The 255-nt window shown below is 46.7% G+C and carries 1 tRNA gene; it reads left to right on the top strand.

Going from position 1 to position 255, the window contains the following annotated elements:
- Positions 1-131: 131 nt before the first annotated feature.
- Positions 132-207 (top strand) — tRNA-Ala (locus BSPA111_RS22485).
- Positions 208-255: the final 48 nt, after the last annotated feature.

Here is a 255-nt window from a genome sequence, read left to right as displayed (position 1 = left end):
AGTCCACTCAGGCCTACCAAATTCTTTGCTATCCTGCGTTACAACACCACTCACATACTTAAGTATGCTTCGTGGTGCTGCGCCTTGACTAGCTAAGAATTAAGGTAAATCAAAGGTTTTACGAAATTGATGGGGCTATAGCTCAGCTGGGAGAGCGCCTGCCTTGCACGCAGGAGGTCAGCGGTTCGATCCCGCTTAGCTCCACCATTATTTCATGCTCACTCAATATCTCAAAACTGACTTAACAGTCACGTT

The sequence above is a fragment of the Buttiauxella sp. A111 genome (assembly GCF_014189855.1).
GTDB classification, from domain to species: domain Bacteria; phylum Pseudomonadota; class Gammaproteobacteria; order Enterobacterales; family Enterobacteriaceae; genus Buttiauxella; species Buttiauxella selenatireducens.
Note: the sequence above shows the minus strand (reverse complement) of the source record. Positions and strands in the feature narration are given on the sequence as shown.